23 protein-coding genes are annotated in these 23,750 nt (G+C 39.4%); 8 read left to right on the top strand and 15 right to left on the bottom strand.

Going from position 1 to position 23,750, the window contains the following annotated elements; genetic code table 11:
• Positions 1–738 (bottom strand): amino acid ABC transporter ATP-binding protein, encoded by a 738-nt coding sequence (locus IGK01_RS06115; protein ID WP_010735594.1) that lies wholly within the window; start codon positions 736–738, stop codon positions 1–3.
• 253 nt (positions 739–991) lie between these two features.
• On the opposite strand from IGK01_RS06115, the gene trpS reads away from it, so the two are divergent.
• A complete protein-coding gene (gene trpS, locus IGK01_RS06110) occupies positions 992–2,005 on the top strand; it encodes a tryptophan--tRNA ligase (RefSeq protein WP_062805322.1) in 1,014 nt (337 codons plus the stop codon).
• 70 nt (positions 2,006–2,075) lie between these two features.
• On the opposite strand, the gene pheT is transcribed toward trpS, so the two are convergent.
• The 6 genes from pheT to IGK01_RS06080 all read right to left on the bottom strand — a co-directional run bounded on the left by pheT (position 2,076) and on the right by IGK01_RS06080 (position 15,113).
• Positions 2,076–4,496, bottom strand: coding sequence for a phenylalanine--tRNA ligase subunit beta (gene pheT / locus IGK01_RS06105; RefSeq protein ID WP_438770686.1), 2,421 nt, complete (start codon positions 4,494–4,496; stop codon positions 2,076–2,078).
• Between the two features lie 4 nt (positions 4,497–4,500).
• Positions 4,501–5,544, bottom strand: coding sequence for a phenylalanine--tRNA ligase subunit alpha (gene pheS, locus IGK01_RS06100; protein WP_010735597.1), 1,044 nt, complete (start codon positions 5,542–5,544; stop codon positions 4,501–4,503).
• Between the two features lie 308 nt (positions 5,545–5,852).
• A complete protein-coding gene (locus IGK01_RS06095; protein ID WP_019724054.1) occupies positions 5,853–6,194 on the bottom strand; it encodes a winged helix-turn-helix transcriptional regulator in 342 nt (113 codons plus the stop codon).
• A 66-nt stretch (positions 6,195–6,260) separates the two neighbouring features.
• Positions 6,261–9,980: a helicase-exonuclease AddAB subunit AddA gene (gene addA, locus IGK01_RS06090; RefSeq protein ID WP_438840566.1), complete on the bottom strand. Its 3,720-nt coding sequence runs from the start codon at positions 9,978–9,980 to the stop codon at positions 6,261–6,263.
• Positions 9,977–13,507 carry a PD-(D/E)XK nuclease family protein gene (locus IGK01_RS06085; RefSeq protein WP_438840565.1) on the bottom strand — a complete coding sequence of 1,177 codons (3,531 nt, stop codon included), beginning with the start codon at positions 13,505–13,507 and terminating at the stop codon, positions 9,977–9,979. The genes addA and IGK01_RS06085 overlap by 4 nt, the downstream gene beginning before the upstream one ends.
• Before the next feature lie 142 nt (positions 13,508–13,649).
• Positions 13,650–15,113 (bottom strand): peptide MFS transporter, encoded by a 1,464-nt coding sequence (locus IGK01_RS06080; RefSeq protein ID WP_010735601.1) that lies wholly within the window; start codon positions 15,111–15,113, stop codon positions 13,650–13,652.
• A gap of 373 nt (positions 15,114–15,486) precedes the next feature.
• Between IGK01_RS06080 and IGK01_RS06075 the strand changes: the two genes are divergently transcribed.
• The gene (locus IGK01_RS06075) at positions 15,487–16,083 is read left to right on the top strand and encodes a nitroreductase family protein (RefSeq protein WP_438840564.1); all 597 of its coding nucleotides are present in this window, start codon (positions 15,487–15,489) and stop codon (positions 16,081–16,083) included.
• A 68-nt stretch (positions 16,084–16,151) separates the two neighbouring features.
• Here IGK01_RS06075 and IGK01_RS06070 read toward each other — a convergent pair whose 3' ends face one another.
• A complete protein-coding gene (locus tag IGK01_RS06070) occupies positions 16,152–16,640 on the bottom strand; it encodes a hypothetical protein (RefSeq protein ID WP_010735603.1) in 489 nt (162 codons plus the stop codon).
• Positions 16,641–16,881: 241 nt separating this feature from the next.
• Positions 16,882–17,079, bottom strand: a complete 198-nt coding sequence (locus IGK01_RS06065) for a hypothetical protein (RefSeq protein ID WP_010735604.1) — start codon at positions 17,077–17,079, stop codon at positions 16,882–16,884.
• A 271-nt stretch (positions 17,080–17,350) separates the two neighbouring features.
• Between IGK01_RS06065 and IGK01_RS06060 the strand changes: the two genes are divergently transcribed.
• Both IGK01_RS06060 and IGK01_RS06055 read left to right on the top strand, forming a co-directional pair.
• A complete protein-coding gene (locus IGK01_RS06060; protein WP_153830407.1) occupies positions 17,351–18,100 on the top strand; it encodes a C39 family peptidase in 750 nt (249 codons plus the stop codon).
• A gap of 59 nt (positions 18,101–18,159) precedes the next feature.
• Entirely contained in the window at positions 18,160–18,582 is a 423-nt protein-coding gene (locus IGK01_RS06055) for a hypothetical protein (protein ID WP_066026276.1), read from the top strand.
• 92 nt (positions 18,583–18,674) lie between these two features.
• Here the strand turns inward: IGK01_RS06055 and IGK01_RS06050 are convergent, their stop codons facing one another.
• Positions 18,675–19,046 (bottom strand): YxeA family protein, encoded by a 372-nt coding sequence (locus IGK01_RS06050; protein ID WP_010735607.1) that lies wholly within the window; start codon positions 19,044–19,046, stop codon positions 18,675–18,677.
• Between the two features lie 159 nt (positions 19,047–19,205).
• Here IGK01_RS06050 and IGK01_RS06045 point away from each other — a divergent pair, with 159 nt between their 5' ends.
• Positions 19,206–19,391 (top strand): hypothetical protein, encoded by a 186-nt coding sequence (locus IGK01_RS06045; protein WP_019724087.1) that lies wholly within the window; start codon positions 19,206–19,208, stop codon positions 19,389–19,391.
• A gap of 163 nt (positions 19,392–19,554) precedes the next feature.
• On the opposite strand, the gene IGK01_RS06040 is transcribed toward IGK01_RS06045, so the two are convergent.
• Entirely contained in the window at positions 19,555–19,743 is a 189-nt protein-coding gene (locus IGK01_RS06040; protein ID WP_010735609.1) for a hypothetical protein, read from the bottom strand.
• Positions 19,744–19,765: 22 nt separating this feature from the next.
• A complete protein-coding gene (locus tag IGK01_RS06035; protein WP_010735610.1) occupies positions 19,766–20,029 on the bottom strand; it encodes a hypothetical protein in 264 nt (87 codons plus the stop codon).
• 170 nt (positions 20,030–20,199) lie between these two features.
• Between IGK01_RS06035 and IGK01_RS06030 the strand changes: the two genes are divergently transcribed.
• The gene (locus IGK01_RS06030) at positions 20,200–20,454 is read left to right on the top strand and encodes a hypothetical protein (RefSeq protein ID WP_010735611.1); all 255 of its coding nucleotides are present in this window, start codon (positions 20,200–20,202) and stop codon (positions 20,452–20,454) included.
• A 73-nt stretch (positions 20,455–20,527) separates the two neighbouring features.
• On the opposite strand, the gene IGK01_RS06025 is transcribed toward IGK01_RS06030, so the two are convergent.
• The gene (locus tag IGK01_RS06025; RefSeq protein ID WP_023519554.1) at positions 20,528–20,962 is read right to left on the bottom strand and encodes a universal stress protein; all 435 of its coding nucleotides are present in this window, start codon (positions 20,960–20,962) and stop codon (positions 20,528–20,530) included.
• 341 nt (positions 20,963–21,303) lie between these two features.
• On the opposite strand from IGK01_RS06025, the gene IGK01_RS06020 reads away from it, so the two are divergent.
• A complete protein-coding gene (locus IGK01_RS06020; RefSeq protein ID WP_016249999.1) occupies positions 21,304–21,900 on the top strand; it encodes a LysM peptidoglycan-binding domain-containing protein in 597 nt (198 codons plus the stop codon).
• Positions 21,901–21,962: 62 nt separating this feature from the next.
• Here IGK01_RS06020 and IGK01_RS06015 read toward each other — a convergent pair whose 3' ends face one another.
• Both IGK01_RS06015 and arsC read right to left on the bottom strand, forming a co-directional pair.
• Positions 21,963–22,517 carry a ClbS/DfsB family four-helix bundle protein gene (locus IGK01_RS06015; protein ID WP_438747931.1) on the bottom strand — a complete coding sequence of 185 codons (555 nt, stop codon included), beginning with the start codon at positions 22,515–22,517 and terminating at the stop codon, positions 21,963–21,965.
• A 344-nt stretch (positions 22,518–22,861) separates the two neighbouring features.
• Positions 22,862–23,296 carry an arsenate reductase (thioredoxin) gene (arsC, locus tag IGK01_RS06010; protein WP_062805334.1) on the bottom strand — a complete coding sequence of 145 codons (435 nt, stop codon included), beginning with the start codon at positions 23,294–23,296 and terminating at the stop codon, positions 22,862–22,864.
• Between the two features lie 260 nt (positions 23,297–23,556).
• Here arsC and IGK01_RS06005 point away from each other — a divergent pair, with 260 nt between their 5' ends.
• Positions 23,557–23,739, top strand: a complete 183-nt coding sequence (locus IGK01_RS06005; RefSeq protein WP_010735618.1) for a helix-turn-helix transcriptional regulator — start codon at positions 23,557–23,559, stop codon at positions 23,737–23,739.
• The last annotated feature ends 11 nt before the right edge of the window (positions 23,740–23,750 follow it).

Here is a 23,750-nt window from a genome sequence, read left to right as displayed (position 1 = left end):
TCAATGATTGATTACTTTACTGATAAATTGTTTTGCACGTTCCTCTTTTGGATCATCGAAGAAATTGCGTACATCGCGACTATCTTCTAATACTTGTCCGTCCGCCATAAAAATGACACGGTCTGCCACTTCTTTCGCAAAGCCCATTTCGTGTGTGACCACGATCATTGACATGCCATCTCTTGCCAATTTTTTCATTACGTCCAATACATCACCGATCATCTCTGGGTCCAAGGCAGATGTTGGCTCGTCAAATAACAGCATTTCGGGATTCATCGCTAAGCCGCGAGCAATCGCTACACGCTGTTGTTGTCCACCAGATAACATGGAAGGATAGGAATCTTTTTTATCTAGCATATTGACTGTCTTTAAAAACTTTTCCGCATTTTTTACAGCAGTTGCCTCATCTTGTTTTAATACTTTGATTGGTGCTAATGTGATGTTTTCTAAAACTGTTTTATTGGGGTAAAGATTAAAATGTTGAAAGACCATTCCGACATTTTTTCTAATCTCCGTCAATTTTGTGTTTTTATCGCGAATATCGACATCATTGATCAAAAGCTTTCCTGAAGTGATTGTTTCTAAGCCATTGATACAGCGAAGCATCGTACTTTTTCCTGATCCTGATGGACCAATGACAACGACAACTTCCCCTTTTTCAAACTCAAGATTGATGTTTTTCAACGCATGGAATTTGCCGTAATACTTTTCCACGCTATCAAATTTAATCATTGTCATAACATTACACTCCCATTATTATTTAGTAAGATTTCATTTAAAGATATATAATAGAACACATTATATCCGAAAGCGAAGCAACTTGTAAAGTTTCCAAGAAAATTCCTTTGTCCGTTTTCTTTTACCATTTGTATAAATAACGATTTCCTGACTGATTTTTTCAATGATTTTCGGTTTATCCTGTTGTTAATTCTGCAAAAAAACGGTAAGATATTAAGTATTAGTCTTAGAAATTACAAAGAGGTGTTCTTTTTTGAAAAATATTATTTTAACAGGAGACCGTCCTACTGGCAAACTACACTTAGGCCATTATGTCGGGTCTTTGAAAAAACGTGTAGAAATGCAAGCGGATGAGAACAATCAGTTGTTCGTAATGATCGCAGATATGCAAGCCTTGACTGACAATGCGAAAGACCCTGAAAAAGTGTCTTCCAATGTATTAGAAGTTGCTTTAGATTACTTATCGGTTGGTTTAGATCCTGCCAAATCAACATTGTTTATCCAGTCGCAAATCCCTGAATTAGCTGAGTTGACAATGTATTACTTAAACTTAGTAAGTATTGGTCGTGTGCGTCGTAACCCGACTGTTAAAACGGAGATCGAGCAAAAGAAATTTGGCGAAAGTGTCCCAACAGGCTTCTTTATCTACCCTGTCTCACAAGCTGCTGACATCACTGCGTTCAAAGCAAATCTAGTGCCAGTTGGTGAAGACCAAAAACCAATGTTGGAACAAACGCAAGAGATCGTCCAAAGTTTCAATCACACTTATGGAGAAGTACTAGTTGAACCGAAAGCCGTCTTCCCTCCTAAAGGAATGGGTCGTTTACCTGGGATCGATGGTAACGGAAAAATGAGTAAATCATTAGGAAATGGCATCTACATTTCTGACCCTGCGGATGTTTTACAGAAAAAAGTGATGAGTATGTATACTGATCCAAATCACATCCATGTCCAAGATCCAGGACAAGTCGAAGGCAATATGGTCTTTACGTACTTAGATGTTTTTGGTACAGACAAAGAAGCAATCGAAGAGATGAAAGCCCACTATCGTCGTGGTGGACTCGGTGACGTGAAAATCAAGCGTTACTTGATCGACGTATTAGAAGCAGAGTTCGCACCGATCCGCGCACGTCGTGAAGAATTGGCGAAGGACCCACAAGCCGTGATGGATATCTTACGTCATGGTAGTGAAGAAGCGGCTAAAGTTGCGGCAGCCACACTTTCTGAAGTGAAAGCGGCAATGGGCATCAATTATTTCAATCAGTAATCACACAAAAAAGCTGGAACAAAAATCATTGAATGATTTTTGTCCCAGTTTTTTCTTCTATTATTAAGGTTTAACGAATACTTGCATCAACTGTTTCTGTCAACGCCTTTTCAACCTTGCTCATTGCTTGGTTGATTTCTTCATCTGTCAACGTTGCTTCGGGATTTTCAAAGCTTAACGTATAGGCGACTGATCTATGCCCTGCTTCAATATTTGCTCCTTGGTAGACATCGAATAGTTCGACATTTGTCAAGAATCGGCCAGCAGCTGCTTGGATTGTGCGAACGATTTCTTGATTCGTCACTTGTTCAGCTACTAACATCGCAATGTCACGCGTCACACTTGGGAATTTTGTGACTGGTCGGAAAGTGATGCCTTTTTGTGATGCTTCCACAACTGTGGCTAAATCAAACTCTGCCACATAAGTTTCTGGAATATCGTAAGCTTTAGCAGTCATAGGATGCACTTGGCCAACAAACCCGATCATTGTTTCACCTAAATAAATGGCCGCCGTCCGACCTGGGTGAAGTTCATCGATCGTTGTCAACGCTTGATAAGTGATTTCCTCATTGATGGAAAGTTGTTCGAATACATTTTCTAATATTCCTTTTACTGTAAAGAAATCAACCGCTTGTGGCTTACTTTGCCAACTCTTCTCTTCCCATGTGCCAGACACCGCAAGAGCTACGTGAGTGACTTCTTGTGGTAGATGAGTCAATGGATCGTTTTCTTGATAGAAGACGCGACCTACTTCATAAAATGCGACATCTGAATTTTTACGTGCCGTGTTATATTGGACGTTATCCAAAAGACCACTGATCAAGTTCATACGTAAGACAGAACGGTCTTCACTCATCGGCCAATCCAAGCGAGTGATGGCTGTTTCTTTCAAAGCGAATTGACGTGATTTATCTTCCGTTGTCAGTGCATAACTAATGGCTTCAGTTAGACCACTGCCTTCAAGTAATGTACGGATCTTTCGTGTTGTCGCTTGTTCTTGTGTCAAACTACCTGCAACTGTTTCGCCGCTTGGTAACGTTGAAGGTAAACGATCATACCCATAAATACGTGCCACTTCTTCGATGATGTCTGCTTCGATCTGGATATCCCAACGTCTTGGAGGTACAACAACAGTATAAGTTTCTCCATCGAGGTGATAGCCGAATCCTAATGCTTCAAAGATCTCACTTACTTCAGCGACATTTAAGATTGTGCCAAGGTACTGGTTGATGCGCTTCAATGTGATCTGTACTTCGACTTCTTTTGCTTGATACTCAGAACCTTTGACCGCTCCTTGTAACACTTCTCCTCCTGCTAAAGCAACGATCATCGCTGCTGCAACATCGCTTGCTTCGCCGACGGTTCCTTTATTGATGCCTTTTTCAAAGCGCGCAGATGATTCACTACGTAAATTGAAACGTTTGGCTGTGCGGCGAATCAAGATGGGATCGAATAAAGCGGATTCTAACGCAACGGTTGTCGTTGTTTCCGTAATCTCTGAGTCTTGTCCGCCCATTACTCCAGCTAAAGCCACTGGCACTTGTCCATTTGTGATGACCAAGTCTTCTGAAGTCAATGAACGCGTTTCGCCATCTAACGTCACGATGTTCTCTTCTTCTGCTGCATGACGCACCACGATTTCTTCTGAACCTAACTTATCATAGTCGAATGCATGTAACGGTTGACCGAACAATAATAAGATATAGTTTGTGATATCAACGACGTTATTGATTGGTCGGATTCCTTCATTCATCAAGATATTTTGTAACCATTGTGGACTCGGTTGGATCTTGACGTTTTCAATGATGCGGATTTGGTATGCTGGTACCAATTCTTCATCTTCTACTTTTACCGCAATTTTCTCTGAAGCTTTACGTTCAACTTCTACTAACTTTTCATCATTGAATGTTGGTTTTTGGCGGTAGATCGCGCCAACTTCATATGCCACACCTCTCATTGATAATGCGTCGGCACGGTTAGGTGTGATCGATAGTTCGATGATAGCATCGTCCATATCTAGATAAGAAAAGACTGGTTCTCCATTGACCGCTTCTTGTGGCAAATAGTAGATGCCTTCTGAATATTCTTTCGGTACGACACTGTCAGAATAACCGATTTCTTGTAAGGCACAGATCATCCCATTCGAGACTTGTCCACGCATCTTGCCTTTTTTGATTTTGACATTGCCCGCAATCCGTGAATTTGGTAAAGCCACGATGACTTTGATTCCTGCTTTGACATTTGGTGCGCCACAAACGATTTGTGATAATTCTTCTTCGCCGATGTCGACTTGACAGATCGATAGATGATCCGAATCAGGATGTGGAATACATTCCTTCACTTCTCCGACAACGATTTTCTTCAAGCCTTCTTCAGGTACAGTTACACCTTCGACTTCGATTCCTGTGACTGACATTTTGTCTGCAAGTTCTTGCGGTGTCACATTTGATAAATCAACGTATTGATTCAGCCATTTATATGATACTAACATTCTTTTACTCCCCCTTGAACTGACTTAAGAAGCGCAAGTCATTTTGATAGAAATTACGAATATCGTTGACCCCATAACGTAACATTGCGACACGATCTGGGCCAAGTCCAAAAGCAAATCCGGAGTATTCTTCAGGATCGATCCCTGACATTTCCAAGACATTTGGATGAACCATACCAGCACCTAAGATCTCGATCCAACCTGTGTGTTTGCAGACGTTACAGCCTGAACCACCGCATTTGAAACAGCTGACATCGACTTCAACAGATGGTTCTGTAAATGGGAAGTAGCTTGGGCGTAAACGGATCTGGCGATCTTCACCAAACATTTTCTTCATCACGACTTCAAGTGTTCCTTTTAGATCACCCATCGTCACGTTCTTGTCGATCACCAATCCTTCGATTTGATGGAATTGATGGCTGTGTGTTGCATCATCAGTATCACGTCGGAAAACTTTTCCTGGTGAGATCATGCGTAGCGCACCTTTTGAAAAATCATGTTTTTCCATGGTACGTGCTTGCACAGGCGACGTATGCGTACGGATCAAGATTTCTTCTGAGATATAAAAAGTATCTTGCATATCACGTGCCGGATGGTCTTTTGGTAAATTCATTCGTTCAAAGTTATAGTGGTCTGACTCGACTTCATATCCTTCAACGATTTGATACCCCATACCGATAAAAATATCTTCGATTTCTTCCATGATCTGCGTCAAGATATGGCGTGTACCTTGTTTGACTGAGCTACCTGGAAGCGTTACATCGATGGTTTCTTTTTCTAATGCTTCATTCATTGCAGCGGTTTCCAAGACTGCTTTTCTTTCTTCGATTTCTTGTGTCAATAGATCACGGATCTCATTGGCAAAGCTTCCCACTTTCGGGCGCTCTTCGGCACTTAGATCTTTCATTCCACGTAAGACCTCAGTGATCGGTCCTTTTTTCCCTAATGTTTCGACACGAATTTGATTTAGTTCTTTCAAATCCTGCGCCTGCTTGATCTTGACGATCGTTGCTTCTTTCAAGCTTTCGAGTTGTGCTTGTAAAGACATGCGATTTCCTCCTTTAAATTCAACTACAAAAAAGACCTCATTCCTATCAAGGAACGAGGTCTTCGCGTTACCATCCTAATTTACGATCCCAACGAGATCGTACACTCATTTTAATAACGACAGACATACTGCCGGTCTGAAAAATCTCTCAGACGAACTCGGAAAGTGAACTTCATTTTTCAAACACAGGATCTGCTTTCAGTCCATGACAGATCTCCCTATACTGGTTTAGCCAAACTACTCTTTTTCGTCAACATTCTTTTTGTCTATTCAACTAAAAACTAGTGTACAAGATTTTTGATGCAAAATCAACTGCATTCTTCGGGTGTGACCCATTTCTCACTCCAAAGCTGCAACTGGACCATCGCTTTTTGTAGATCTGCCCCTTTTTCTGTCAGCATATATTCTGAACGACTGGATTCATTACACGAAAAATTACGGGTAACGATCTTTTCTTTTTCAAGCTCTTTTAATCGTTCGACCAAGACACGGTCACTGACCATCGGGATTTTTGCAGAGAGATCAACAAAGCGCTGCGGACCATTTTCGAGTAATACATCGATAATCAATCCATTCCATTTTTTCCCTAAAATCGAGAATGTTTTTTCAAATTTGGGACACAGAATGAATTCTGTCTGTGTTAGCTCCATCTTACTCACCTCTTTTCATGAGTATAGCATATTACTTACAAAGTGTAAGTCCAGTTTGCTCACTTCTTATTCTTTATTAAGATTTATTATTTTCTTCGCCTGTAACAAAACCAAAAAGACATCTTGAACGGGTTTATTCAACGCTTCACTCAATGCCCGTTGGTATAAGTTCAATTGCCCGCGGTATTTGCTGATGACCTTAGTGATTTCCTCTGGGTTTTCAGGATGTAAAATAAAATCAGTCTTGAAATCATAAAGCTGCACATACTCCCCAAAATCAAGATATCCATCGACGATCCCATGGATCAATAATTCATCGTCTTCATTCGGGTAGTGATCGAATACCTTTTCTGCTTGTAGAAGCATTGAAAATGGTTGTTCGCGTTTCACTTTTTCTGGATGTTCGATCAGTGATCGGCCAAGGGTAGATTCATAAAACCATAAGATGGAATCAATTGGCACACGTTTCGCTACTTGTTCATCGACTAAACGTTTTTTGACGAGGGTCGTCAGTTCTTTTTCGATGCTTTCTTTCGTCAACTGTTCCAATGGTAGGACTTGTAACAGAAAATGTGTTGCTGTCCCAACAGCTGTGGCAGAAACTTTGCGCTCTTTTTGTACAAAGCGTGGTTCAGCTAATTGGTCTTGCGTATACCTGAAAGGCTGAGCAAAGGCTTTTTTATCACTGCTTTCCCAAGTCAAACGTGCCTCTGGAGAGTCGTCTGGATCTTCAAACAATCGTTTGATCTCAGAAACTGATTGATAACTCGTTGTTTGTGCAGAAGCCTCATAAGGATAACTGAAGGCTAAACGTGCTTGTAGTTCAGTCGTTAATGGGGTTAGATCTCCTTTTTGCTCTTCTGCTTGCTCTCCTTTGACTGTCAATGCTTGGCGTTGGGTTAAAATCTCTTGTTGATCCATCCAGGTGATCGTAAAATCTCCCGGTGAATTTTTCAGTTGTGGTAAAGGCGTGACTTCTGGAAAATATTCGGTCATTTTAGGATGACGGATCAAGCTGTAACCGATCCAATTCATCAAGCTACTCGAACTTTTCAGGCGAATCACAGGATCTAACACTACATCCGTTTGCTCACTTGCTTCTGACCAGGCTTTGAACGTGTCTTCTTTGCTTTTGTACGAACCAACAATAAACAATTTTTGCTCTGCTCTAGTCAGTCCTACGTATAATTTACGCATTTCTTCGGAAAGCAATTTCTTCTGTTTGGCTAATTTGATGGCTTGATAAGGCAATGTATCAAACAAGACCCGCGTGTCTGGCTCCATGTAGCGCACGCCCGCACCTAGTTTTTCTTCGAAGGCATAACGGTTTTTCAAGTCTTGCAGATTGAATTGCTTCGTCATATCTAATAAGAAAACGATGGGGAACTCTAATCCTTTACTTGCATGGATAGTCATGACACGAACGGCATTGTCACTAGAAGCAATCACTGGTTCCGCCAAGTCTTTGTCTTTCTCCTGCATTTTCTCAATAAATCGTACAAACTGATAGAGACCACGAAACGAGCTTTGTTCATAAGCTTTGGCACGATCCACTAACGCATACAGATTCGCTTGACGTTGTGCACCAGCTGGCAACCCAACGACATATTCTAAATACCCTGTTTGGTAATAGATTTCCCATAATAAGTCCGTGATCGAAGAACGCCGCGCTAACTCTCGCCATTGTTCCAGTTGCTCATTGAAATGAAGCAATTTAGCCGCTAATTCATCTTGGTTATTATTTTGATAAGCTAAGACTGCATCATAGTAAGTATGCGCCTTATCGGCTAATCGGATACGTGCTAACTCTGGTTCGATCAAGCCCACGACTGGTGAACGTAACACTGAAGCTAATGGGATATCCTGATAAGGGTTGTCAATCAATTGGAGCAATGAAATCATGATCCTGATTTCTGTCGCTTGGAAATAATTTTGGGCATCATTGAGTTCCAACGGAATATCAAACGTTTTGAATACTTCTAAAATCGTCAAATTATTTTTCTTCGTTGGTGTCAATAACACGATATCTTTGAATTCGATCGGGCGCTCTTCTTGACTTTTTTTGTCGTAGATCATGAATTTTGAATCGATCAATTCACGGATTTTCAAACCAGTCATCAAGAGTTCCCCTTCTGTTTTGTCTTCCAACATATCGTCCATCGGCAACTCGATTTCTGTCGTTTCTTGTTCCTTTTCATAGATCAAGACTTCTGGTGCAAATCGTTCATTTTCTGGAAACCCAGAAAAACCTAGAACCAGCCGAGCCGCTTCATCATAAGCGATTTGTCCAACTGTTGGGTCCATCAACTGCTCAAAAATCAAGTTGGTAAATGTTAAGACTTCCTGCCTTGAACGGAAATTCTCAGCTAAGACGATTCGTCGTCCCCCTTTTTCTTCCGAGAATTTCTCATATTTATTGATAAATAGAGTTGGATCTGCTAAACGAAAGGAGTAAATCGACTGTTTGACATCTCCCACCATAAAGAGATTGCCTCTCTCTTCATCTGGCTCTCTGACCCAATAGAGCAATTCTTCTTGCAATTGATTGACATCTTGGTACTCGTCGACCATGACTTCTTTAAACTTTCTGCGATAATAAACCGATGCTTCGCTTGGTAGCCACTCTTCCTCTGTTTGTTTCGTCAATATTTGTAACGCCAAGTGTTCCAGATCATTGAAATCTAGTACGCCTTTTTCACGTTTGCGCGCACTGAAGCCTTCCATGAAAAGCTTAGTGACTTCGGTCATTTGTTCCACGAGGGGGAACGCTTTTTGACTCAACTCTTCAATTTGTGCAGGTGAAACCGGGAAGTAGTTTTTGCCAATTTGTTGTAAGATTTTTTTGGCACGGTCTCTCAAGGTTTTTACTTCAGCAGAACGCTCTTTCAACTCTGCTTTCCGACTACTTTTGAAGGTCGAAAACGTCAGGTTTTCTAAAGCTTGGTAAGCTTCGTCCAACTCATCACTCAGGAAACGTTCATAGATTTGTTGGATACTCGCTTGTTCTTGTGAGACTTGATCAAACATTTTTTCAAGTCCTTCTTCTTGTGCCAAAACGACCATTTCTTCGTATAGCTGCGTACAATGAAGTAAATCAGCCAAGACGAGCGGTCGGATCTGTTCTTGGTACAATGCAGAAGCTGCTAATCCCTCTTCTAGCCGATATGCTTCTGGTAAACGATTCAACCAAGCCAACGGATCAGGGTTCGCTCTGGCAAAATCATAGAGAGAAAACACGAGGTTAGTCAAACCATCGTCTGAGCGATCATTTGAAAAGTTCATCGTCAGCTGAAAAAAAGCTTCGCGATTTTCTGCATAAAGTTGTTCTCTGATCTCATCCCAGACATCTTCTTTCATCAAGATCGTTTCCGTTTCATCCGTCAACATCCGAAAGACTGGATCGATATCGATCAAATAGTAATATTTACGGATCACCGTTAAACAAAACGCATGGAGTGTCGAGATATTGGCGGTGGGTAGTAAAACGAGCTGTTTCGTAAAATGTTTTTGCCAGACCGGATCACTTTCACTATTCACTGCTTCTTGCAAGGCTACTTGGATCCGTTCCTTCATTTCTCTTGCTGCCGCTTCTGTAAACGTCACGATCAGCAACTCGTCGATATTGACACCCATTTTTAACTTTTCGATCACTCGGCGGACTAACACAGTCGTCTTACCTGAGCCAGCGGAAGCCGAAACAAGTAGGTTGTCGCCTTGGTCAAAAATCGCTTGCCATTGTTCATCGGTAAAACGTTCATTTTCCGGTTTTAAAGGAATTGATGTCACTCGTCTTCACTCCTTTTTAGTATTCTGCGCAATGCTTCATCTTTATCCAGTTTTTCTAAACGATGATAATTATTTTCTTTGAGCATGACATCAAACGTACAAATACTTCTGAACGGACAATGCTCACAAGCAATCCGTTGTTTGTCTTTGTAAGCGGGATTCAGTTTGATCTCCCCTGAGGTGATCGCTTCCCCAGCTAAACGCATATTCTCACGATTATGGTTCATGAATAATTGAAGTTCTTCTTCTGTATAGAATTTCTCTTTACTATAACTGCCCTTTTGCAACTCGTCTTTGGCGTTTTTCTTCACCGGATAGATCAACGAACTTTCTTTTGCTTCCAATGAATGATCGAGCACTTCTAACAGACCAGGATCATCGACAAAAACACCGTCATAGCTGAATTTCTTCAAGGTATTCTTCTCGACGTCTGTCGTATCCGTCAAGACTGGATTATGCACATGCAAGTAATAAGAGCCTGCTGGTTTGACTGCAGCTTTCCCAGTCAATCGTACAGCATCCATCAATGCCACATCAAGATATGTCAATAGTTGCATCGCCATGCCGTAGTAAGCTTCAGTCACATCAAACGAACGACCACTTGATTTATAATCGACTACACTTAACCATGTATCACTTTGTTCAGTTGCCACATCGATGCGATCGATTTTTCCGCGAACGTGGAGTTTTCCGCCTTTGTCTAAAGGTATTTCCAAACCTGGTATCCCTCGTGCACCAGCGATCTGACCAAATAAAATCTCGGTCTGTAATGGCTTCATGCCCGTATTCTTGCTTTGTTTTTGTAACGCCCAAGCCACTTTTTGGATCGTTTGCCCTAATTGGTAACGAATATAGTTCATGCGGGCAGAGCTATCTAAAATCTCAAAGCGTAATTCACCAAATACTTCTTGTAAGACTTTTTCAGTAAATTCTTGTCGTTCCTTCTCCGACATCGCCACAAGTGACAGTTGATTCGAGAACAGCAATTTGAAGAAGCGATCCAATGATTCATGATAAAAGTCTCCAGTGGCAGCTGGTGTCAGTCCATAGATATTACGTTCTTTCAGCTTCAAACCAAACTGGACAAAGTATTTATATTCACAGTTATAAAAGTTTTCCATGCGTGAGATCGACGTATAGATTTCTTTGCCATAAAGAGCTTCTGCCATTTCTTCTGATAAGGAAACTGGTACATTTAGATGATCTTGACTTTCAAAAATCGTCAATGCAAAATTTCGTTGATCCGAACGCAGAACTAACTCTTTTAGTTGTTGCCAATAAAGTGGTACTGCTTGTTTGGCTTCTTTCGCTAAACGATAGACCCGATTGATCGTATTGATCCCACTACGGTAAGTGCCAACGTAACAATCTGGCTTACTCGTCAATTGCAACTGGCATTTTGGCTCGACTGGAACACCTAGATAGTCAACGACTCGTTTCAAATACGGAGACATTTTTAACCGATTGGTATCATAGCTCTGCGCGTAGCTCAAGTACAAACGTTCCGTTCCCGAAACAAACACTAAATACGCTTGGAAAGGTTCGAAAGACATACTTTCTTTTGCTGGATCGAATAAAAACTGATCCTCGCCTAACCCTTGATTCAACGCTTCACGTTCTTCACTCGATAATAAACCTTTAGTTTCATGGCGATCTGGAAACACTTGGTCATTCAAGCCGACCGCAAATGTTACTTTTGCTTGATTGGCACGTACAAGTTCCAACCGGTTGATCCTCACCTGATCGATTGCTGTAGGGATCTTCCCATAGCTGAGATTTTCTAGACCACTCGTGATGATCTCTTGAAATAATGACCAATCGAATGCTGTTTCTCCGTAGATCAATGAATACTCGTCCAGAAGATCCATCAAAGCACCCCAAGTTTGTTCATGGTTTCTAGCCGCAGCTAACCCGCCACGCGCCACTTCTTGGTCTCGCCAAAAAAGCAATTGTTGTTGTACGCCGCTTTCGATCAAGAAGCAATAAAACAAAGTGACTGCTTCTTGCCCTGTTTGGCATTTTTTGATGTTCTTCAAAAACACCGGCACCATGTCGCGAAAAAGTCTCCTGATCGTATTTGATTGCTCTTCTAGTTGTTTGACGTCTTCTAGCTGTTCTGCTTCAAAATCATAGGCAACAAATTGCCAATCTTTTTCGCGAAGCCAATACTTCCCTTGGTAGTTGTACGCTAGTGCTACGTTTTCCGTGATATCTAAATTCGTGCGGAATTGATTTCTAGTAGCTTCCCAAGTAGCCAGATCGAGCTCTTCATCTGTCCGACCGATCGTCAACTCCGTCTTGAAGAAACGCATGATGTCGTTTAGGCGATATTGATAACGATCCAAAGCAAACAAACTGTTGATCCATTCGATCAATGGATGGTTTTCCATCAGTTGCTCTTCATCCAGATAAAAAGGGATCGCCATCTCTTGGAAAATTGGTCGCAATAAATTGCCATACAGTGTCATATCCTTCGTCAATACTTGGATATCTCGATAGCGAAATCCTTCTTGACTGACCAAACGACGGATCTCCACCGCTAATTGGCGAACTTCTTCCGTTGGATTCTCTGCCTCCCACAGATGTAATGTCTCTTGCGCGCCAAGTTTCACAGGTTGGCTTTTCTGCTGGCTAGATGTTTCTTCCCACATTTGTTGTAATGTTTGAAGTTCGTTTTGGTGTTCTCGATTCGGTGCATAATGATCGACAGCCACAGGAACATTCAATTCTCTTGCTGCGTTGAGAAGTTGGAAATAGATCTTTCCTGTATTGAAGAACAAGGTCAACGGATCGGGTAGATCAGATTTGTAGGGACGATCCAATAGCAAATCGACCACTAGATGTCCTTTTTCCATCATTTTTTGCAGCAACTGGTATTCTTGGGCATTGATCCGGGCAAAACCACTCACTAAGAACTTGATCTTATGATAATCCTGCGTCGCCATATAATTCGCTAACACCGTCAGCGCATCTTCAGATTGTAGGGCGCGTTGGACTAATTCTTCTTCAAATGCAGAGAAAATCAGTTGTAGATCCTTCATTTTCAATTGTCGGTCTTCTTCTTTTGGAGATTCTCCTGTCACAGAAGTTAACAGATCAACAGGGGAAATTTTTCCGACTTGTAGTTCGCTATATAGCTCTTGTAACTGACGGATAAACCCTTTTTTGCGGATTTCTCCTCGAAATATCGTCAGTTCTTCTTGTTTTTTTTCTAAAATTTGGCGGAGGATCATCGCTGAACCAGATTCGGTCAATTCACTACCTGTCAGCAACGTAGTTTGTTGCAATAAGTACCAAGCCAAACGATAGAAACTGAATACTTGCATGTTGGTTGTGCTAAATGAGCTTTTTCCGCTTTTTTTACGCATCTCAGCGAGTAATTCTTGCTCTTGTTCAAATTTATTATAGTTAGGTACAAGGAAAAATACTTGATTGTCTTCATCTTTGTCAAGCCAAGCGGCGGCTTCATCGATCAGTGCTTTGCGGTGGTCTTTTTGACCATTCCCTAAGATAAATTGTAACGACACCTTATTGCCTCCTTTTCCTGGTTGATATACCTCTTCATTATAACAAAGATAGCTGAACATTTGTTCTATTATCGTTTAAATTTTGGAAATAAAAAAGCCGGAGCAGGACGACTGTCCTCTCCGACAAATGATGTAGATCCAATCAGTGGATCGACCCCATTAATTTTTTGATTGGCTCTTTGATTGCAAATAAAATCACTGCACCGACGATTGCAACGACGCCGATGATACCAAAGTAGGCAGATTCAGTACCTGGTGTATAGAACCGTGCGATTTGTGCATTGATGGCTTGGGAAGAAGCATCTGCTAAGAACCAGATCGCAATCGTTTGCGATTCGAAGGCTCTAGGCGCCAATTTCGTCGTCACTGATAGGCCGACAGGTGATAAGCAAAGTTCAGCAATCACGATGATGAAAAAGCTACCGATCAGCCAAAGTGGGCTGACTTTTCCAGCTGTTCCATATAACATTCCTGGCAACATCAGTAATAGGTAAGACAATCCGGCAAATAACAACCCTAGAGAGAATTTCACTACAGTTGATGGTTGACGTTTACCTAAACGAGTCCATAAAGTAACGAACACAGGTGTCAAAATAAAGATGAAGATCGGGTTCAATGATTGATACCAACTTGCTTGGATCGGAACACCCATCAAGGTCGATTGTGTTCGTTCACTTGCAAATAGGGCAAGGATCGATGACCCTTGTTCTTGCAATGACCAAAAGATGATTGCTGCTAAGAATAATGGGATATATGCCCATACACGTGGTTTTTCTTCCACTGAAACATCTTTTGAAGTCAACATTTTGATAAAGTAATAGAGTGGTAAAACGATTCCTAAGACACTGATCGTATTAACAAAGAAATCGATCGTCAAATGTCCAGTCAGTTGCGCTCCACCAAAAATAATAGCAAATACGATCAAAGCGATCACAACATTACGGATAAATCCTTTACGTTCGCCTTGTGTCAAAGGATTTGGAGGTGTCATACCCACTCCATCCAATGTCTTACGTCCTTGGATCACATATTGCAATAACCCGAAGAACATACCGATAGCGGCTAATGAGAAACCTAAATGGTAGTTATACTCTTGACCAATCGTACCGACGATCAACGGCGCGAGCAATGCGCCTAAATTGACACCCATATAAAAGATCGAAAATCCTGCATCTCTTCGTAAATCGGTTTTCGTATATAAATGCCCGACCATTCCCGAAACGTTTGGTTTTAAGAAAGCTGTACCGATGATGATCAACGCCATCGAGATAAATAAAGTAGAGACACCAAACGGCAATGCCAAAACAACATGACCGATCATGATGAAGACCCCACCAATAAAGACGGTTTTTTTGGCTCCTAACACACGATCAGAAAACCAGCCGCCTACGATACTCGACATATAAATCAACGAACCATAGATCGACATGATCGACAACGCTGTGGCACGAGGTAAACCAAGGCCTCCATTTGCTACCGTGTCGTACATATAATAGATCAGTAAGGCACGCATACCATAATAACTGAATCGTTCCCACATCTCTGTGAAGAACAATGTAGACAATCCCTTCGGCTGACCGAAGAACCCTTTGTCTTGTTTTTCCATATTCCCATACCCCAATTCTTTTAATTTTCAGAAAATAATACACATATTTACCGAAAATCCGTGTAAAAATATTTATTTAAGAAATATATACTTATTTTCTATAAATACAACAAAAATTTAATGGGAAAACAATAAGAAAAAACATAGGTTATTTTTAATAATTATATAGTCTACTTTATGTCATAAAGCTTAAATGTCGGTATATTCAGTATGTAAACGGTATCGTAACGAATTTTTTATGTAAAAGAACATCTTTTTTCTATTCGTACATTTTGTTAAGCGTTTTGTTTTACTTACTTTTTGTAAGGTGATATACTTCGTTTTGTCATCAAGAAAAAAAACGCAGAAAAGCGAATTAAAGGAGAACTAATCTATGACTGAATTTACAAATATCTTAAAAAACCGCCGTTCGATCTATAATCTAGGCCGTAACGTATCACAATCAAATGAAGAATTAACAACATTGATCCAAGAAGCAATCAAAGAAAGCCCTACTGCTTTCAATGCGCAATCAACACGTGCAGTAATCTTATTTGGCGATGCACATGAAAAATTATGGGAAATGACAGAAGAAGCTTTACGTCCACTGACACCTGCTGATGCTTTCCCAAATACTCAAAACAAATTAGCTAGTTTCAAAAAAGGTTATGGTACTGTCTTGTTCTTCAAAGACACAGATGTGATCAAAAACTTGCAAGAGCAATTTGCATTATATGCAGATAACTTCCCTGATTGGTCAGAACAATCAAATGGTATTGCTACAGCCAATACTTGGGTGGCATTAAGCGAAGAAGGTTTAGGTGCAAACCTACAACATTACAATCCAGTGATCGATGAAGCTGTCGCAAAAGAATGGTCGATTCCTGCAAACTGGAAATTACGTGCACAATTAGTCTTTGGTTCACCTGAATCTCCAGCTGGCGAAAAAGAATATATGAACGATGCTGATCGTTTCCGCGTGTTTGGCTAATTCTACTAATACAAAAAGACAGCTCCTTCTACTAAAAGAAGGAGCTGTCTTTTTGTCATTTCAATGGATCATTCATCCTCATGCTCGATCATGATATCAAGTTCTGCATCATCATTTAAGTGTTTTGCTAAAAAAGGAATCAATTCTTCTAATGAGACAGAAAATTTCAATAACGGACCACGCCAACCGTTCCGGAAAAAATTCATTTTGACTTCTTTCGAATCTTTTGGTTGGTAAAGAACGACTTTGTTGATTTCAGAATATGGCACTCCACGATGGTCAAAGCTGTTCAAAACTAGCCCATCTGTAGTAAGTCCTCGACTATCTAACAAGAAACTCAATAACACAAGAGAAGCCAAGACGCCTTTCACTAACTCATCAGTGGTTGGTTGACTGACCAATGTATACCATAAAACCAGTAAAGCAAGGAACGGAACAACTAAATAGACCCAGCGATTCCGAACCGTTTTATAAACGATCTCTCGTCGTACAAGCCATAGAAATAAGCACATGACGATGACAAATAAAAAAAGAACTATTGTAAAAAAGGAAACCATCTTATCGATCCACACCTTTATTTTCAACTCTTGAAACTAGAAAATCAAAGGGGGTAAATCATATCCCCTCTAACTGAACAAACGGTATTCAAGGAGCAGTACTTCGGTCATAAGCCAAAAAACTCAAAAATGAAATAGGCGTTTTCGTTTTTTCTATCTTATGCCTTAGTGTTCAATGCTCGTTTCATAACCTTAAAAGGACCTGCAACATGATCATTCGATGTTGCATGTCCATATCTTCTTATTCAAATGTATCATATTTAGCTACTACCATGCTAGCTTTTTCTTCTAATAATTCTTGATCTTCTATAGCGCATTGGGCAACTTTGACTACGGCGCAATTCGTCATTTTTGAAACAACTTCTCCAACAACTGATTTGGTAAAACCAATGGGCCTACATGAATATTGTTCTCCTAAATTAATCATTTCTTCCGTCATCAAAATCCTCCTAAACTACTCAAACAGTTTGCCACAGAAAATCATTTCGTTTTATCTGTGTGTTTCGTTAGTGGTGATTTGATCAAACTCTTATTTGATCTATCCGCATTATAGCGTACTGTTTTCGTTTTCACAAATTTTAACAGCTAAACATAATAAAAAAATCGTTTTTTGGACTGTTTTTCCTTGTTTTTTACATTTGATCAGGCAGATTCATGTAGTTTTTTTTAGAAAAACAATTATAATAGAAAGAAGTCTGGGGGAGTCTTTCATGTCAAAACAAAAAAGTAAAAAACGATTACTACTAGGCGGGGCAGTGCTAGTGTTGATTTCAGGCGTCTTTTACTTTACAAATAAACAATTAGAAGATAAAAAATCAATAACGGAGGAAAACATAGAGCAGACAATCAAAACCGAAGAAAAACAAGTACTACTCGACGTACCTCTTGAAAATCAATTCGATGAACCTGCACTAGAGAATGGCTGTGAAGTAACCGCCTTATCGATGTTGTTGCGCTTCTATGGCTACGAAACTACCAAGAATCAATTAGCCGAACAATTAAATTATGTCCCCGTTTTCAATGCTGATGGCACTCATGGCGATCCAAATGAAGGGTTCGTTGGTGAGATCTGGGGCGGTGACTGGGCAATGGGTGTCTATGTTCCACCAATCGCTACGTTAGCCCAAGAAATCCTGCAAACCGATTATCATACCGAACCGCAAACGGATGCAAGCTTGACTGACATCAAAAATACACTAAAAGAAGAAAAACCTGTATGGGCTTCTGTCACGATCGATTTTCAAGTGCCGACAGAAAATGATTTCATGACTTGGACGACTGCAAACGGTGAAGTACAAGTCACGCCATTAGTCCATGCCTGTGTTGTAACTGGCTACGATGATCAATCAATCTATGTCAATGATCCTTATGGCATAAAAAATCGTGCGGTACCAATCGATGACTTTGAGCAAGTATTTACTGCCATGGGCGGACAAATGCTTACTTTAGAAAAGAACTAGTATTTCCTAGAAAAATAGCTTATACTCAAGCTAACAACGCATGGAAGGAGCAAGAATCTGTGGAACGATTTATTCATAAAAAGGCGGATCCAAATGAAATCCCAATCATCTTCGTCCGTGATACTGCTGGTAATATCCAAAAAAAAGTGTCAGTCAATGAATGGACGAACCGATACAGCCCTGCTTCCCTCGATTTACTTGAAATCAAACTTTATCGACAAGCATTGGCTTATTATTCTGAGCAAGACTACGAGAAAGCCATTGATTTGTTGAAATTTTTGATCATTCAAACTGGCTATACTCATTTTGAGTACATCGAACGTCTAGCCACCATCTATCGTAAAATCCATGCAGAAGCACTTGAATATCAGTTGCTCTCTTCTGTCTTAGCATCCGCTGAGATCATCGGCTTGCCTGCTGGTTTGATCAAAAAACTGGAACGGCGGATCGATCAATTGAAATTGAGCATGGCGAGAAAATAAAATAAACCTAAGAACGAATGATTAAGTTATTAATCAATTATTCTTAGGCTTATTTTTTAATTCAACATTTAGTTTACATAATAAAAATAAAATCAACCAATTATAGCTAATGCTTCTTTAGGTACCTCTTCTTTGGGAATTTCTTCGTATGTTTCTACATGAGCGCCTTTATTCGTCAATCTCAAGTAACGGTCTTTTTTTAAAACAGATAACCCGTTAAATTCAATCTCGCGTTCGTTGCCATTTGCATCAACTGCCTTTTGGATATATTTTGCTGTCCCAAATGAATTGACTTCATCAGGCTGTTTTGTTTTGACATACACTTCTCCCTTTGTGACTAACGGATTCAATTGGTCTATAACTGCTGGTAATTCTCCAGTAGCGTCTTGGGTATAAAACTTCAAGCCAAATAACGCCAACCCACTAAATACAACGGCACCTACTAATACTTTGATTACTTTCATTTTTCTACCTCCTCTTTACTCTTTGAGTATAGCTTGTAAAAAAATCACATTCATCCGTCTCTAGATCGAGTTTTTTATCGGACTTTAGCACAGAAGTTATTTTTACAAAATTTCATAGATTTTTGCTATTATATTAGGAAAGAAAGGATGTGTTTCATTATGAATAAAGAAGAAATACTTCAGAAAATCAAAGATCTGGTCCAAAGTGGCAATTTCACTGAAGCCAAAACATTTTTCGAAGAGCATAAAGAACAACTAGGTCCTTACAAAGAAAAAGCCCAAGAATTTCTCCAAAATGTCGATTTTCAAGGAATAACGGATAAATTCAAAAATCTATTCAAATAAAATTTATATTTTCATAGGGATGATCGGAGCGAGTCTGTCATGATCTAGAAACAAAAAAATCCTCAACAATCAAGGATTGTCGGGGATTTTTTGTTAGGATTTCTTGTGTTTCAAAAATAAGCGATTAATCTCCAAATCGCCACACTTCTATCAAAACCTACTTTTAATACAATCTTGATGGGTCATAGTGGTACGTCACATTGCCATTCAGTTCGGCCTTTCCAACAACAAACTTGCGATTCTCAATTTTTAACCACGCTTCACGAAAAGCCATGACTTCCTCACGTTTGACCTCTATTTTTTGGATTTTTCCATCCATCAACTCTTGGATCATTTGTTCATAGGGATTCATCTTTGATTGCCTCCAGCTTATTTCAATATTCAGTGAAGATCGGTGCATGTATTTCTTTCGTATCTAAATCTTTTCGCACGTTCACTTTCGTATAAATCACTTTTTCAACTGGAATACTGTAGTAACTTTCGTCTCCATCGTTAAATTGATGGACATCCGTTTTTGATAAAATACCATCGATTTTGTTCATTAACACTCGCGGTTCCACACTATTACTAACAATATAATAGCAAATACGGATATTGTTTACTAAATGTAGATCAACTTCTAATATCACTTGGTCCATGAAATACTACACCCTTTCTTTAAAAGAATTATAACAATAAGTACATCAAGAATCAAAAAAACAACTTTATTTAAAAAACAAGAAATTTTATAACATATCCTCTTGTGCACAAACATACAAAGTGTTATTTTTAATTATAGATTTCTTTTTTCCTTGGAGGCGTATATTATATGGACACTTTGGGACAATTGGTTTTTTATGTTCCTTTTTTTCTAATGACAACTTTAGCAATCTACTACACGAAATGGACGAAGCGTAAATTTTCCGTATTGCTGACACTTTTACCAGTCGCTTATTTTTCCCACAAAATATTTTCCCTTCGGCATTGGGAACCCACCCCAAAACTACTTTCACATGAATTAGGGTTGATTATTTCATTAACGATATTGATCTTATGGATTTATTACCTTTACAAACATCCTTAGTTAGCAGTACTACTCTTCACGAACAAAAAAGCCACGTTGGAAATCAGCAACGTAGCTTATCAGGAATCGGCATCTATTTAACGACCAACACATTACAAGGTGCATGAGTCACCACATAAGAAGCTGTCGACCCTACTAACGCTTGTTGGATCGAGCCTTTACCTGTTGCCCCCATCACGATAAGATCAATTGACTCTTGTTTTGGTAAGACAGTGGCGATCAATGTTCTTGGATCACCGGTCTCCACAATTGCATGAATTGTTTCAATCCCGAATTCTTTGGCATCATTGATTCTCTTCAATAGTTCCACTTCTGTTTTTTGTTTTTCTTCTGCATAGATTTTTGAGAACGCATAGGCACTATGTGTCAAATCGATTTTATTGATAATTGAAACGATCAATAATTCTGCTTGGTTATCTCTCGCTAATTCTAAAGCCTCGCCAAATGCTTTCTCTGCTTTTTCCGAACCATCAATCGCTACCATTATTTTTTTATACATATTCGTCATCCATCCCATCTCCTTGTTTCTTTTATTCTATCACTTCGTATAAATTTTATAAAAAATTCACTTTTTTCTCGGCTTTTCAAACTAAAATTGAGCATTTTCTATTTTTTTATTTTGAATCTTTCTAATAAAAAACAAATGTCAGAAGCGCACAATTCTTCATTTATGATGTTTTTCTAATTAAAACGCACATTATTTAAACACATTCTTGTTACAAAAAAGGAGCATTTGTCACAAACTGTTACGTATCTTTCACCTATGAAATATAATCCCATGGTAAAGTATTACTCGTTAGCGAAAACAGCTAATCAAAATAACTTTTTAAAATACGAAGGAGATCTTTCATGAAATCACTTAAAACTATTCTTTTTGGAACAACTTTGGCCGCCGGCGCTGCATTATTTATGGGTACTTCTGCACACGCAGACGAAGCCTACACTGTTCAATCAGGTGATACTTTATCAACGATTTCTCAAAAATACGTTGGTGACAACTCCTTGATCCAAACAATTGCCGAAGCTAACTCAATCTCAAACATTCACCTGATTTTTTCAGGTCAAGAATTAACTATTCCTACTGGTGAGCAAGCAACTGCTCCTGTCGCTACTCAAGCACCTGTAGAACCTGTTCAAGAAACAGCGCCAGTTGTGGAAACACCTGTAGTAGAACAAGCACCTGTAGTAGAACAAGCACCAGCTACTGAAGTCGCTGTTTCAACTGGTACGAACGATGCCAAAGAATGGATCGCACAAAAAGAATCTAGCGGTTCTTATACAGCAACAAACGGACGTTATATCGGCCGTTACCAATTAGACTCTTCTTACTTGAACGGTGACTACTCTGCTGCCAATCAAGAAAGAGTGGCAGAACAATATGTTGCTTCTCGTTATGGCTCTTGGGATGCAGCCAAAGCTTTCTGGTTAGCTAACGGTTGGTACTAAAAAGAACGATTTTGAAAAAATGGGAATCCTATTGATTCCTATTTTTTTTGTTCTTGTTTCACTTAATTTCCCTTTTGTTTTTGCTTCTGCTTTTGACTTTGTTTGATTTTTTTGATTGCCCAATCATAATGACTCGAAGTAGCAGAAACGAAATAACTGCCAAGCGTTGTATTCCCCACCCAAGAATACTGGTTTTTTTGGAACAGTTGATCGTCATCGAAGGTTTTCGCCAGTAACATCACTTCTGCATGGCTTTCCTTCAACCAGTCAGACGCTTGCCGTAACGTAGTAGACTGATGTTTTTTTGTAAAGCCACGATTCATCTCGGCTGTCGTTCGCCAATTATAGGGTTCCGACAAAAAAGATACGCCTTCTCCCAATTGATTACTTTTTACCCATGTTAATAATAAAGAATGCCACTCGTACAAATGGATCAACACGTCTTTGATCGTTTGATCTCTTCGCCAATGTGCTTCTTTTCTTTTTTCAAGAAATACTTCCTCAAAATCAAATGTTGCTTCCCTTTGTTCCACAGGTATTGAATCGATCAACTGTTGCAATTTTTCAAAATTTTTAGTTGCAAGTATCAATAACTCCTCTTTTGACTTTGGTCTCATCTTCTTCTCCTTATTAAAAATACATTCGTTTTAAAACGTTTCCAATCCAACTATAATTCTAGTATGCCTGATTTTCAAAAAAAAGACGAGTAATATCCTAGAATGAATATACATTCTAGATCATTACTCGTCTTTATCCACTTGATTCAACGATTTTCATTCCATGTCTTGACTGAAAACCACATATCACTATACACTTTTTTGAGCAAGTCATTCATTTAGCGGTACTCACTTTGGTACGCTGACAATTGCAAAGGCATCTTTTTCTTCCATTCAATCATCCATTGAATTCTCGTTGCCAAAAAAATACTGCATATTCTTAATTATCGACAGGCGTTTTTTCCTTAGTTAGCCATATCCTTTATTTTTTTCTTGATGATTTCGCGGGTCTTTCTAAATTCAGCAAAAATCTCTTCTTCTGTACCAGTAGCTTTTGCCGGATCTTCTAGATCCCAATGTTCATGACGGATATGAGCAGGAATCACTGGGCATTTATCTAACGCATCTCCGCAAAGCGTAATGATCAAGTCCGCATGGCTAAAATAATCTGGATCAATCAAGTCTGAAGTTTGACTCGTAATGTCGATGCCATCTTCTTCCATCACTTTTACTGCACGTGGATTTAATCCATGTGTCTCTACTCCCGCGCTACGAACTTCAAATTGATCTTCCAGATATTCGTGGCCATACCCTTCAGCGATCTGACTTCTGCAAGAATTTCCTGTACATAAAAAATAAACTTTCTTTTTTTCTACACTTGTTGACTTCTCCAAAACCATTCCTCCAATCCATTAATCCTTTGAGGATTAAGTGTATGATATCATAAATTCAAGGGATCGTTAGTTTATTCAAAAAAAACGTATGGTTTTTAATAAAGCAATGATCCGCCAGTTACATAACAAAAAACTAAGAATACAGACAAAACAGCATTTTAAAGCATGTCAAAGACTTTTTACATGCTAAATCTGGCAATGACAAAAACCTTTGATCGTCGATTTTGACCTCTTCGATCACACTGAGATAAGAAGGAGCGGATACTATGGACTTAAGTCATCAAATAAAAAAATATCGCAAACAACTAGCTTTCTCCCAAGAAGAATTAGCCGAAAAATTATATGTTTCAAGACAAACGATTTCAAACTGGGAGAATGAACGTAGCTATCCTGATATTCATAATTTATTATTGCTGAGTGTCCTATTTGACGTTTCTTTGGATGAATGAATCAAAGGAGA

The organism is Enterococcus sp. AZ080 (assembly GCF_051714945.1).
GTDB classification, from domain to species: Bacteria; Bacillota; Bacilli; order Lactobacillales; family Enterococcaceae; genus Enterococcus_B; species Enterococcus_B pernyi.
Note: the sequence above shows the minus strand (reverse complement) of the source record. Positions and strands in the feature narration are given on the sequence as shown.